Here is a 12,500-nt window from a genome sequence, read left to right as displayed (position 1 = left end):
GGCCTCGGCAATGCCCTTACCTGCAATGTCGAAAGCGGTTCCGTGATCGACGGAGGTACGGATGACAGGTAACCCGACGGTGATGTTGACGCCGGCCTCGATCCCGAGAACCTTGACCGGGCCGTGCCCCTGATCGTGGTACATCGCAACGATCAAGTCGTAGTCCCCACGTCCAGCGAGGAAGAATGCCGTGTCCGCCGGCAGTGGGCCGTGGACGTCGATTCCTTCTGCCTTCAAGAGTTCAACGGCGGGAATGATCTTCTGCTCTTCCTCTCCGTACCCGAAAAGCCCGTTCTCCCCCGCATGCGGGTTGATCCCGCACACGCCGATTTTCGGAGATGGATTGCCCGTGCGCACCAAAGCTTCGTGACCTCGACGAATGGTCCTCTCGACCAGGCCGGGCTCGATCCTGGCAACTGCATCGAGCAGTCCGATGTGAGTGGTCACGTGAATCACCTTGAGCTTGGGGGTCGACAACATCATCGACACCTCCTCGGTACCGGTCAGGTGCGCAAGCAATTCCGTGTGTCCGGGATAGATGTGTCCTGCCGCATGCAGCGCTTCCTTGTTCAGCGGCGCCGTGCAGATCGACTGGACTTCACCGCGTACGGCGAGTTCGCTTGCGACGCGGATATATTGATAGGCCGCATCTCCCGCGACTGCCGACAGTTCACCCCAGGCGAGATCCTCGGGTAGCAAGTCCAGGTCGATGACGTTGATCCGTCCATCGATGAATTCAGCATCCTTGATCTCCTCGATCGCGACCACGTCGACGTCGATTCCGAGCACCGTGGCAGCCAATCGCAAACGCTTCGCGTCGCCGACAACAACAGGGCGGCAACGCTTTCTCGTTTCGGCGTCGAGGAGTGCGGGGACGATCACTTCCGGTCCGACGCCGGCGCCGTCGCCCATCGTGACAGCGATCAGCGGCAGTGGAGTGGATTCGATTGACATGGGATTGACCTCGTTGTCTGAAGGAGTAACTGAAGGTGGACTGTCCGGAGCGGCGACCGGGGTGGGGTGCGCGAGAAACTTCGTTATGGAGAAAAGACTGTGTGCATTCCCGAAACTGCCTGGCCGCGTGACGATGTACCGTCCGGTGCGATCGACGGAAAGTACGGCGCCGTGTTCGATTTCGTAAATCGGTGACAGCGTGTCGATCCGCAGGCGGTCGAGAACGCTGCGCGCGGTTTCGCCACCGGTAAGTACCAGGTCGATCGGGTACTCGTCGTGGGAGAATCCTGCATCGACGGCAGCGATCAGATCGGCGAGAGCCGAAACGAGGTGGACGGATTCTGCAGGCACGACAGGTCCACTTACCGAAACCACGACGTTTCCGCGAACCAGTGCGTTCAGAATCGGAAGCGGATCGACCGAATGCGCCAGCAGCTCAGCACTGTTCACTTCGATATGATGCGCCCCTGAATCCCGAAGCAATGCCACTTGGTCCCCGGCAGACGCATCCGCCGTCCCCACGACGACCAAGGTAAATCGAGAATCACGAAGAGATGGGCACGCGACGGGTGACTGCACGGTTCTTCGTCGTGCCACTGCCATCGCGAGCGCCGAGGTTCCTACCAATCGAGAACCCCGAACCTCCTGTGCTGCAGCCACAATCAGTTCCAGATCACTCTCGGTCTCGACGTCGCAGATCGCCACCGACCCGGCTTCTGAGATCGACGCAAGAACCTGGATCAAACGACCGGAGCGAATGTCATCCAGCGATACGCCAGAAGTGATTGCCGACGGGCCGAGCGCCTCTGCAATCGACCGAGGAGTCGGCTTCGACTCCGCGCGCCACAGGTCGGTGGAGTGCAACGCAACCCCATCGATCAACACCACGCCGTCTTGCACCGTGCGCCCTTGTCTGGGCAGTCCGGCGGCGACGATGACCGGGGATCCGTCGCGGGAGAGTTCTCCAACCTCCGCTGCTATGTTGCCCCTGAGCAGGGAATCGATCTTCTTGACGATCTCGGAGCCGTCAGACGATTGCAGAACTGATCTCACGTCCCGAGAGGCTCTGGCGGGGTCGGATCGCCGTGAGTGCAGATCGAAAACCGTCACTCCTGATCCGTCGGGCGCATCTGGGCCGAGCCGAAGCGATATGCCCGAACTGCGGAGCAGAAATCCTGCGGCCGACTCCGCTGCTCCGGAAAGATCATCAGCGATGATTACCAGTGGTTTCATCGAATTCCTCGACCCCCTTTCGGTCTGAATCGAGTTTGCACAGCATCGCAACCGATGCGCGAAGTACGCAATCGAAGTTACGGGACTTGCGCGAAGTGCGCAACAGTGCCATTGTGAGCTGAGTTACAAGCGAGAGCCCGACGCGATTGTTCACCAACAGTCCGCTCGGAGCGTCGCCCCCACGCTGCCCCGTCAGGATCGAAAGGTCACCGATGACCAATACTCGTTTGCGAACACCACAGCTCTCCCGGCGATCCTTTCTGCAGTTCACCGGGCTGATCGGTGGCGCAACGCTTCTGGGCACGACTGCCGCGTGCGCCGGCCCTACCGGGAAACCGACACAGGACACCCTGGTGCTCGGGCTCAACCGCTCGCTCGTCAGCCTCGACAACAAACTCAATCAATTCGACGCAGCAGTCACGGCTCAACGTGGCGTCAGACAAGGTCTCACCCGGATCGGCGACAATCTGACACCGCAACTCGTTCTCGCTGACAGGTTCGAATCGACCGGCCCGACCGAGTGGACGGTTCGACTCCGCGAGGGCATCCGTTACTCCGACGGCACACCTGTGCTGATCGACGACGTCACGACGGCAATGCAGATGTACCAGCAGGTCAGCGGATCGTTTGTCGCACCGCAGTTCCCCGAGTGGCCGACGGTCGTCCCCATCGACGATCGCACCTTCATCCTTCGGACGAATTCCCCGGTGCCGGTTCTGGACTCGCTCATGTCCAACATCTTGATCACCCCGGCCGCTGCCAACGAACCCAACGAACTGCAGAGCGGAATCGGGTCGGGACCGTTCGTCGTCAGCGAATCGAACCGGGGCACCGGCGATTACACACTTGTCGCCAATGACAACTACTGGGGCCCGGCCCCCGGCGTTCGTCGTGTTCAGGTCCGCTTCATTCCCGAAGAGGCCGGCCGCGTCGTCGCGCTTCGGAGCGGCGAGGTCGACGTCATCGACTCGATCAGTCCCGATTCCGCCGAACAACTCGCCGATCTGCCTGGTGTCCAGGTGGACACAGTACCGAGCACACGCATCAACCAACTGTTCTTCAACTTCCGCAAGCCCGCCGATCACCCACTGTCCAATCCGCGTGTCCGAGAAGCTCTCACGTATGCCATCGACGGTGAGTCACTCGCTCGGGACGTGCTGATCGGTTCCGCAGTCCCGGCCACCGGCCCCGCACCGTCGACCTTGGACGGAGCCGTGAAAACCGGTACTTACCAATATGATCCACGGAAAGCGCGGCAAATGCTCGAGGCCGAAGGCGCCGACGACCTCGAACTCACCTTCATCTGGGAAACCGGAGAGTTCACCAACGACGTCTCGGTGATGGAATCGGTACTCGAAATGATGAAGGCCGTGGGAGTACGCGTCAAACTCCAGCAGTTCGAACCGGGCGGTGACATCTCGTCCTGGCGCCAGGGCAAGACCGGCGACTGGGATGTGCTGGGCAACGGCTACGGCAACCAGACCGGACTTGCACTGACCACGTTGCAGGGGATGTACGCCGGCACAGCGGAGAAGGAAGCAACTCGCGACACCTATCACGGGTACGTCTTCCCCGAAATCACCGCGAAGATCCAAGCCGCATCCAGTGAACCAGACCCGACCAAGCGCGCCGCTCTACTCGACGCCGCACAACAAGACATCTGGAACACCTGGCCTTGCCTGTGGAGCTTCGTACCCAACGCACTCCTTGCGAAACGCACTCGTGTACAAAATGTTTCACTGACCCCGATCAACTCCTACGACCTCGGCGCCGTCCGATTGGAGGCCTGAGGCGATGACTCTCACCGCTCCGAAACCGCAAACCGCTCTCGGAATCTCTCCGCGTCGACGCACAAGGATCAACCCGACCGTCAAATACGTGCTCAAACGTCTGGCACAGAGTGCCTTGACGATCTTCCTCACGCTCACAACAGTGTTCGTCCTGATCCGAATGGCACCCGGCGATCCTGCCTACGCCCTGGCCGGACCTCTGGCCAGCACCGAGGATCTCGCACAGATCCGTGCTGACATGGGCTTGGACAAGTCGGTGTTCTCCCAATACCTGATCTACCTGTGGGACCTCGTCCACCTGAATCTCGGCACGTCGTACTCGTTCCAGGCGCCGGCCATGGACGTTGTCCTCGGCCGTCTCCCGTACACCATCACCCTTGCCGTCAGCTCCATTCTGTTGACCGCCGTGCTCTCGATTCCGCTGGGCGTGTGGATGGCCCGTCACGCGGACACCAGACGTGAACTCGGTGCGAACGTCGTAGCCGTCGGCGGGCAGTCCATGCCGGAGTTCTGGAGCGGCCTGATGCTGGTGACGATCTTCGCGGTCTTGATCCCAGTACTCCCGGCAGCCGGTTTCACCACATGGCCGTCGTTGATCCTGCCTACCGTCACCATCGCCATCCTTCAGATCGCGTTGATCTCCCGGATGGTTCGACGCGAAATGGTCTCGGCCTTCGCTTCTCCGTACATCACGGTCGCACGTTCTCGCGGAGTATCGGAACGCGAACTCACCTGGCGATATGCGATGCGCAATTCGGCGATTCCGATCGTCACCGCGCTGGGCACCAGATTTGCCGGAATGCTGAACGGCGTCGTGGTGGTCGAGGTCGTGTTCGCCTGGCCTGGTGTCGGCTCGCTGGTGGTCCGCGCACTCGAGACTCGCGACTACCCGCTCATCCAGGCCACCGTACTTGTCACCGCGGTTCTCGCAGTGCTCGTGCAACTGGCAGTGGACCTCCTCTACCCCCTCCTGGATCCACGCGTGCGACTCGGAAAGGGCGCCAACTGATGACTACCGTCTTGGAACCTCCAACAACTCCACGCGCCAGCGCGGTCACCGAGGCAGACTTCGCACGCGCCGGAGCCACGCGCCGTAAGCGAGACAGCCGAGTCAAGATCTGGGCCGGCTCGATCTGCGCGCTCCTGGTGATTCTTCCTGTTGCATTGGCCGGGCTGCTCCCCCTTGCAGATCCGAACCAGACCAACCTGAGCAGTCGACGGCTACCGCCCCTCACCGACGGCCATCTGTTCGGCACCGATCAGTTGGGACGAGATCTGCTCTCACGGATCCTGCACGGCGGCCAGGTGTCTCTGACGATCGGTATTCTCGCCGTGATCGTCTCCGGCGTCATCGGCATCGTCGCCGGATCCGCCGCGGGGTACTTCGGTGGTTGGGTCGACACCGTGATCTCCCGCCTACTCGAAGCACAGCTTTCTCTGCCTCTGCTGATGATGCTGCTTCTCGTTGTTGCGCTGTTCGGCCCGTCCATTCCCGTCATCACGTTTGTCATCGCGATCGCACAGTGGCCCGAAGTCGCACGGTTGACTCGCTCATTGGTACTCGTCGAACGCGAAAAGCCTTACGTAGCTGCAGCTCGAGTCCTCGGACTTACCCGCATGGCCATCCTGCTTCGTCACGTCATTCCCAACATCGTCAAGCAGGCATCGCTCGTCGTCCTGCTGCTGCTCGCGCAGGCCGTACTGCTGGAAAGTTCGTTGAGCTACCTCGGCGCCGGACCGCAACGTCCATTCGCTACCTGGGGACGAATCATCGCCGACGGCCAGGACTACATCACCACGTCATGGTGGATCGTCACGTTGACCGGTCTGATGATCGTGCTGCTGGTCGTCGGAGTGAACCTACTCGGCGATGGTCTGCGCGATCGTCCTGCAGGTTCGAAACGACTGGGCGCAAGCCTGTTCGGGCGTGGCAGCGCCCAGAAAGCGAAGGCGTGAGACATGGGAAATCTACTACGGGTCGACGATCTCCAGATCGAACTTGTCACGGCGAACGGCGTCATCCGAGCCGTCGACGGCGTGTCCTTCTGCATCGACGCCGGTGAAACCGTCACCATCATCGGTGAATCCGGCTCCGGAAAGTCGACGACAGCCATGGGGATTCTCGGACTGCTTCCGGACGATCTTGCGGTTCTTTCCGGGAAAGCCGTGTTCAAGGGTCAGGACATTCTCGGAAACACGAAGATCCTGAACGATATTCGCGGAAAACACATCGCGCTCATCCCCCAGGACCCGATGACGGCTCTGAGTCCCGTCCACACCATCGGCAGCCAACTTCGAGAAGCAGTGCGCCACAGCGGTGTGACCGCGAAGAAGCAACAAATCGAGCGGGCAGTGCAACTGCTCGAGCAGGTACGCATTCCGTATCCGGATCAGCAACTCGACAAGTACCCGCATCAACTGTCGGGTGGAATGTTGCAGCGCGTCCTGATCGCCGGCGCTCTTGCTGCCGGCCCCGAACTGATCGTGGCCGACGAACCCACCAGCGCACTGGACGTAACCGTTCAGGCCGGGATTCTGGATCTATTGCTCGAGTTGCAGGAGCGCACCGGGATCGGAATGCTGGTCATCACTCACGATCTCGGAGTTGCGCGGTTGGTCTCCGATCGCATCTACGTGATGAAGGACGGACGTTTTGTGGAGACCGGTAGTGCCGACATTCTCGTCGACTCACCGCAAAGCGCCTACACACAAAAGCTTCTCGACGCCATACCTCAACTGGGGCCTTGGGACGGCGACCCCGCCCGTTCAACACAGATCGGAGCCTCGGCATGACCCGCCACGAAACGCCACTTCTCGCCGTCGAAGATCTCGTGGTCGAGTATCCGGTTCCCGACGGAGTTTTCCGAGCCGTGGATGCTGTGAGCTTCTCGGTGGAAAAGGGCAAGACCTTGGCCATCGTCGGCGAATCCGGATGTGGCAAGTCGACCATCGCTCGATCGATCGTCCGACTCCTCACACCGACCAGTGGACGCATTCTCGTCGACGGCAATGACATCGCGCAGATGTCGGAGAAGTCGCTGCGCCCCTACCGCTCTCGCGTTCAAATGGTGTTCCAAGATCCGTACGGATCGCTCGACCCTCATCTGACTGCCGAGGACATCATCGGAGAACCACTGCGCCTCAAAGGTGTTCGGAGCAAGTCTGAACGCGCAAAGGCAGCAGCAGAACTCGTCGATCGCGTTGGCTTGCCCAGCTCGGCACTACACCGGCGTCCGGCGGAGTTCTCAGGAGGCCAACGTCAGCGCATCGGAATTGCTCGTGCACTTGCCAGCGGACCCGAGATCCTGGTCTGCGACGAAGCGACCAGCGCTCTCGACGTGTCGGTGCAAGCGCAGGTACTCGAGCTCCTACGTGAAATTCAGGCCGATACCGGTCTGACGTACGTTTTCATCTCACACAACTTGGGCGTCGTCCGAGAAATCAGCGAGACCGTAGTCGTGATGTCGAAAGGAACCATCGTCGAATCCGGTTCCACAGACACAGTTCTCGCCAGTCCGCGCGAGCCGTACACCCGCGCACTACGAGGCGCTGCTCTCGATCCCACCACCATGGTCGGCATCAAACCACGCCACGTGGTGGCAGCCCTGTCCAAGAACTTGCTAGCCAAGCAGACCGAATCACGAGGAGTTGCCTGATGACCGCCCCCTTCGAGCTTCCGAAACTGGTGCTCGGCACCATGACATTCGGAGACACGGTCGACATATCGGGCGCCGGATCGATGCTCGACGCAGCACTAGGCGCCGGTATCTCTCACATCGACACGGCCAACGGCTATGCGGGCGGCGAGTCCGAGCGCATGCTGGCAAAGCTGCTCCACGGCCGACGCGATTCCGTCACTCTCGCCACCAAAGCGGGAATGCCGCATCCCGATGCCGGCGACAACAGCCCACTCTCGACAGAGGGGCTCCGAGCAAGCGTCGAAGGAAGCCTGCGCAGACTCGACACGGACTACGTCGACCTGTTCTATCTCCATCAGCCGGACCGAACCGTCACGCTGACCGAAACTCTCACCACCGTCGCGGAACTGGTTGCCGAGGGCAAGATCCGCACACTCGGCGTATCCAACTTCGCAGCGTGGCAAATCAGTGAAATCAACTACACCGCAGACACAGTCGGAGCTCCCCGACCGATCGTCGCACAGCAGCTCTACAACTTGCTCGCGCGTCGCATCGAAGAAGAATACGCAGAATTCGCGGACGTGACCGGACTGACCACCATGGTCTACAACCCACTCGGTGGGGGCCTGCTCACGGGGCGCCACACCTTCGACGAAAGTCCCGCCGACGGCCGATTCGGCGACTCACGTCTTGCGTCGATGTACAAGGAGCGATACTGGAACACACAGATATTCGACGCGATCGCTCAACTGACGGCAATCGCAGAGCAGTCGGGCATCTCCCTGACCGAGCTTGCGTTGCGCTGGCTGGTCAGCAAGCCCGTCGCCGGATCGCTGCTCCTCGGAGGATCCAAAGTAACGCACCTCGAATCCAATATCGCGGCCATCGGGCGAGGTCCACTCGACGCCTCGACCGTCGAAGAGTGTGATCTCGTCGGTGCCGCCCTACGAGGCCCCATGCCCAACTACAACCGCTGAAACACCCGACCTTCATCAGGAAGAGTTCTTCACTATGTCAGCACAGGAATTCGCCGCACGCATCCGAGGACGCGAACGCATACTCGGATATTGGTCCGTCATCGACAGCCCGATCTCGACCGAATGGATCGCGCACGTCGGCTGGGACTACATTGCCCTCGACATGCAGCACGGCCTGATCGGCTATTCGGGGATGGTCGCCGGGCTCACCGCCATCGACTCGTCACCGTCCACCGTCGGGATGGTGCGCGTCGAGGCAAACAATCCGACGCCCATCGGCCGTGCACTCGACGCGGGCGCTGTGGGCGTCATCGTTCCGCTGATCAACAACGCCGAAGAGGCAGCGGCCGCCGTGGCAGCCGCCAAGTATCCGCCTTTCGGCATCCGCTCCTACGGACCCATGCGCTCGCAACTCCGTATCGGCCCCGTTCCCGCCGACGCGAACCGCGACACCGTTGTATTTGCGATGATCGAGACCCCACAGGGTCTGGCGAACGTCGAAGAGATCTGCGCAGTGCCCGGATTGGACGGCGTGTACGTCGGGCCGTCCGACCTACGAATCGCCGTCGGAGGTAAGCACTCCAACGATCCGGACGTCGCCGAGGAATTCGAATCAGCGCTCACCAGGGTGCGCGAAGCTGCCGCCGTCAGCGGAGTCGCTGCGGGAATCCACACACCTTCCGGTCAGGTTGCGGCACAACGGCTCGGGGAGGGCTACACGTTCGCGACCGTGGCCTCGGACCTGACACATCTGGCGAACATCTCGGCTCAGCATTTGGATGCCGCCAAGTCCTGATCCGGGTACAAAAATGGCGATGCTCCCGCACTTGGTACGGGAGCATCGCCATTCTCGAACAAACTATCTCTGAATCGCCTTGATCTCGAGGAACTCTTCGAGCCCGAACGTGCCGGCCTCGCGCCCGACGCCCGACTGCTTGTACCCACCGAACGGAGCATTCGTGTTGAAGGCGCCGCCGTTCACCTCGACCTGCCCGGCACGCAGTTGCCGCGCGACGCGATCCGCGCGATCGGGGTCACCTGACCAAACGCCACCGGCCAGTCCGTACTCGGTGCCGTTGGCGATCCGCACTGCGTCGGCCTCGTCTTTGTAGCCCATGATCGAGAGGACCGGTCCGAAGATCTCCTCGCGCGCAATGGTCATGTCTTCGGTCACGTTCGCGAACACCGTCGGACCGACGAAATATCCACTGGCCAGACCGGTTTCGCGACCGTCGACAACTGCGGTGGCACCTTCCGACACACCCTTCTCGATGTATCCGCGAACGCGTCCCAGCTGATTCGCGTTCACCAGAGGACCAAGCACCGAAGTCGGCTGAGTCGGATCACCTACCGGGAAATGAGCGGCGACCGCAGCAGCAATTGCCGCTGCCTCATCCACCTTCTCCGCGGGAACCAACATACGCGTCAGCGCCGAACAGGTCTGGCCCGAGTTGATGAAGCACTTTGCGACGCCGTCCGTGACAGCCTTTTCGAGATCGGCGTCGTCGAGAATGACGTTCGCCGACTTGCCACCCAGCTCGAGCGAGACCTTCTTGATGGTGTCCGCGGCGACGATGGCCACTCGCTTGCCTGCCCGAGTCGACCCGGTGAAGGAGACCATGTCGACTTCCGGGTGGCCGGCGATGGCTTCACCCACTACCGGGCCGTAGCCACTTACCAGGTTGAATACACCTGCAGGCAAACCAATTTCGTCGAAGATGTCAGCGAGAGCGTACGTGATGAGTGGCGCAACCTCGGTGGGCTTGAGAACCACGGTGCAGCCCGCCGCGAGCGCACCGCCAACCTTCAAGACAACTTGGTGGAGCGGGAAGTTCCAGGGAGTGATCGCGCCGACAACACCCGCAGGTTCGCGAACAATCAGCGAATTCCCGACCTCGTGAGCGTCGAAATCATAAGTGCGAGCCAATTCGGCAAATGCATTCAAATTCGCGAGCGGCATTCCGATTTGCACGGGCTTCGCGAATCCGATCGGCATGCCCATATCCTGCGAAACCAGCGCCGCAAGATCATCGGTACGTTCGGCAATAATCGCCGCGGCTTTGGAAAGATATTCGGCTCGCTCGCCGCCGGATAGTGCAGACCAAGCGGGGAAAGCCTTTCGTGCTGCCTTCGCGGCCGCATCGACATCTTCGACAGTGCCTTCGGCGACAGTTCCTATCAGCTCTTCGGTAGCCGGATTGAGAACGTCGATCCGACCGCTGCCAGTGGATTCGATCCAGGCGCCATCAACATAGATTTTGGTGCGGTCGAGAATATCGGTCATCGAAGCCTCCGTAGTCATCACGCGTGCACAGGTGAGGTGGGCCCGATCACACGGGGCACCTCTTCCGAGCCTAGCCACGCTCGACGGGTTCCGTGGCAGGTTGGTGTCGAGATTGACCTTCGACTGACGAGACCTGTGGTGCGCGCACACTTTTCAGTGATGGTGTGAACGTACCGTTCCCCTCGTCCAAGAGGGTGAGTGTGTCGTTCACTCGATCCCGGACGGGGTGGTGAGTCGGCGGCGTGCCCGCCCCTGATGGTGTGAACGGTGCGTTGGGTCGATCTGGGGCGACGACAGTGCTGTTCGCTCGAAGTCGGGGGTGTTTTGGGTACGAGAAAGCCCCCCAACCAGTACTGGTTGGGGGGCTTCTCTAATGTGTGTTCGGCGGTGTCCTACTCTCCCACACCCTGTCGAGTGCAGTACCATCGGCGCTGAAGGGCTTAGCTTCCGGGTTCGGAATGGGACCGGGCGTTTCCCCTTCGCTATGACCGCCGTAACTCTATGAAACTGTCACAGTAACCTTCTTCTGATCACCTGGTTTCACCACCCGTCAACACCAGTTTCTGGTGTTGGGGGATGGAGAAAACAGGGTTTCTCATCAGTATCTGTGTGTTGTTTCAGATACCGCACAGTGGACGCGTAGCTTCTTTGTGGTAAGTCCTCGGCCTATTAGTACCAGTCACCTGCATGCATTACTGCACTTCCAGTTCTGGCCTATCAACCCGGTGGTCTGCCGGGGGCCTTACCCCCTCGAGGGGGTGAGAAACCTCATCTTGGAACAGGCTTCCCGCTTAGATGCTTTCAGCGGTTATCCCTTCCGAACGTAGCTAACCAGCGGTGCTCCTGGCGGAACAACTGGCACACCAGAGGTTCGTCCGTCCCGGTCCTCTCGTACTAGGGACAGCCTTCCTCAAGTTTCTAACGCGCGCGGCGGATAGAGACCGAACTGTCTCACGACGTTCTAAACCCAGCTCGCGTGCCGCTTTAATGGGCGAACAGCCCAACCCTTGGGACCTACTCCAGCCCCAGGATGCGACGAGCCGACATCGAGGTGCCAAACCATCCCGTCGATATGGACTCTTGGGGAAGATCAGCCTGTTATCCCCGGGGTACCTTTTATCCGTTGAGCGACACCGCTTCCACTTGCCGGTGCCGGATCACTAGTCCCGACTTTCGTCCCTGCTCGACCTGTCAGTCTCACAGTCAAGCTCCCTTGTGCACTTGCACTCGACACCTGATTGCCAACCAGGCTGAGGGAACCTTTGGGCGCCTCCGTTACATTTTGGGAGGCAACCGCCCCAGTTAAACTACCCACCAGGCACTGTCCCTGAACCAGATCATGGTCCGAGGTTAGAGGTCCAATTCGATCAGAGTGGTATTTCAACAACGACTCCACGATAACTGGCGTCACCGTTTCACAGTCTCCCACCTATCCTACACAAACCGAACCGAACACCAATACCAAGCTGTAGTGAAGGTCCCGGGGTCTTTTCGTCCTGCCGCGCGTAACGAGCATCTTTACTCGTAATGCAATTTCGCCGAGTCTACGGTTGAGACAGCTGAGAAGTCGTTACGCCATTCGTGCAGGTCGGAACTTACCCGACAAGGAATTTCGCTACCTTAG

9 protein-coding genes and 2 rRNA genes (2 of these 11 running past the window's edge) are annotated in these 12,500 nt (G+C 60.5%); 7 read left to right on the top strand and 4 right to left on the bottom strand.

Annotated features, from left to right (window positions below; all coding sequences use genetic code 11):
- Positions 1-2,187 carry the 5' portion of a 4-hydroxythreonine-4-phosphate dehydrogenase PdxA gene (pdxA, locus tag ACBG85_RS02815; RefSeq protein ID WP_372026117.1) on the bottom strand. 66 nt of this gene lie to the left of the window's left edge, so 2,187 of the gene's 2,253 nt are visible here — the first part of the coding sequence; it begins with the start codon at positions 2,185-2,187; the stop codon falls past the left edge of the window.
- 212 nt (positions 2,188-2,399) lie between these two features.
- Here pdxA and ACBG85_RS02810 point away from each other — a divergent pair, with 212 nt between their 5' ends.
- The 7 genes from ACBG85_RS02810 to ACBG85_RS02780 are packed head-to-tail and all read left to right on the top strand — an operon-like array spanning position 2,400 to position 9,388.
- On the top strand, positions 2,400-3,977 hold the full coding sequence (locus ACBG85_RS02810; RefSeq protein WP_007732494.1) for an ABC transporter substrate-binding protein: 1,578 nt from the start codon (positions 2,400-2,402) through the stop codon (positions 3,975-3,977).
- A 4-nt stretch (positions 3,978-3,981) separates the two neighbouring features.
- Positions 3,982-4,986: an ABC transporter permease gene (locus ACBG85_RS02805; protein ID WP_007732496.1), complete on the top strand. Its 1,005-nt coding sequence runs from the start codon at positions 3,982-3,984 to the stop codon at positions 4,984-4,986.
- Positions 4,986-5,933: an ABC transporter permease gene (locus tag ACBG85_RS02800; protein ID WP_003941426.1), complete on the top strand. Its 948-nt coding sequence runs from the start codon at positions 4,986-4,988 to the stop codon at positions 5,931-5,933. Before ACBG85_RS02805 ends, ACBG85_RS02800 begins: the two co-directional genes overlap by 1 nt.
- Before the next feature lie 3 nt (positions 5,934-5,936).
- The gene (locus ACBG85_RS02795) at positions 5,937-6,770 is read left to right on the top strand and encodes an ABC transporter ATP-binding protein (RefSeq protein WP_058038189.1); all 834 of its coding nucleotides are present in this window, start codon (positions 5,937-5,939) and stop codon (positions 6,768-6,770) included.
- Entirely contained in the window at positions 6,767-7,633 is an 867-nt protein-coding gene (locus tag ACBG85_RS02790) for an ATP-binding cassette domain-containing protein (RefSeq protein WP_007732503.1), read from the top strand. Before ACBG85_RS02795 ends, ACBG85_RS02790 begins: the two co-directional genes overlap by 4 nt.
- Positions 7,633-8,592, top strand: a complete 960-nt coding sequence (locus ACBG85_RS02785; protein ID WP_058038190.1) for an aldo/keto reductase — start codon at positions 7,633-7,635, stop codon at positions 8,590-8,592. The genes ACBG85_RS02790 and ACBG85_RS02785 overlap by 1 nt, the downstream gene beginning before the upstream one ends.
- A gap of 34 nt (positions 8,593-8,626) precedes the next feature.
- Positions 8,627-9,388, top strand: a complete 762-nt coding sequence (locus ACBG85_RS02780; protein WP_007732505.1) for an HpcH/HpaI aldolase/citrate lyase family protein — start codon at positions 8,627-8,629, stop codon at positions 9,386-9,388.
- Positions 9,389-9,451: 63 nt separating this feature from the next.
- Here ACBG85_RS02780 and ACBG85_RS02775 read toward each other — a convergent pair whose 3' ends face one another.
- The 3 genes from ACBG85_RS02775 to ACBG85_RS02765 all read right to left on the bottom strand — a co-directional run.
- The gene (locus ACBG85_RS02775; protein WP_007732506.1) at positions 9,452-10,876 is read right to left on the bottom strand and encodes an aldehyde dehydrogenase family protein; all 1,425 of its coding nucleotides are present in this window, start codon (positions 10,874-10,876) and stop codon (positions 9,452-9,454) included.
- Between the two features lie 379 nt (positions 10,877-11,255).
- Positions 11,256-11,372 (bottom strand): 5S ribosomal RNA (rrf, locus tag ACBG85_RS02770).
- A 153-nt stretch (positions 11,373-11,525) separates the two neighbouring features.
- A 23S ribosomal RNA gene (locus ACBG85_RS02765) occupies positions 11,526-12,500 on the bottom strand (it continues 2,160 nt past the right edge of the window).

It is taken from the genome of Rhodococcus sp. NyZ502, assembly GCF_041464245.1.
Lineage (GTDB): Bacteria > Actinomycetota > Actinomycetes > Mycobacteriales > Mycobacteriaceae > Rhodococcus_F > Rhodococcus_F qingshengii.
Note: the sequence above shows the minus strand (reverse complement) of the source record. Positions and strands in the feature narration are given on the sequence as shown.